At 81.2% G+C, this 261-nt stretch carries 1 pseudogene; it reads right to left on the bottom strand.

Annotated features, from left to right (window positions below):
* Positions 1 to 246, bottom strand: a pseudogene (locus BST40_RS30610) (hypothetical protein); the annotation flags it as partial.
* Positions 247 to 261 lie beyond the last annotated feature (15 nt).

Here is a 261-nt window from a genome sequence, read left to right as displayed (position 1 = left end):
GGAGGCACGCCCGGTCAGGGCGGAGCCGGGGGCGCGGCTGGCCTCATCTTTAGTTCCGGTGGCGCGGCGGGCGGCGCCGCCATCGGCGGCGCCGGCGGTGCAGGCGGCCATGGCGGGGCTGGCGCCGCTGGCGGCGACGCAGCCCCGGGTTCGGGCACAATCGGCGGTACCGGGTTTGCCGGCGGCGCTGGCGGCGCCGGTGGGGCTGGCGGCGGGACCGGCGCCGCTCAGGGTGCCGGTGGGCATGGGGGTACCGGCGGC

The sequence above is a fragment of the Mycobacterium persicum genome (genome assembly GCF_002086675.1).
Taxonomy (GTDB): Bacteria; Actinomycetota; Actinomycetes; order Mycobacteriales; family Mycobacteriaceae; genus Mycobacterium; species Mycobacterium persicum.
Note: the sequence above shows the minus strand (reverse complement) of the source record. Positions and strands in the feature narration are given on the sequence as shown.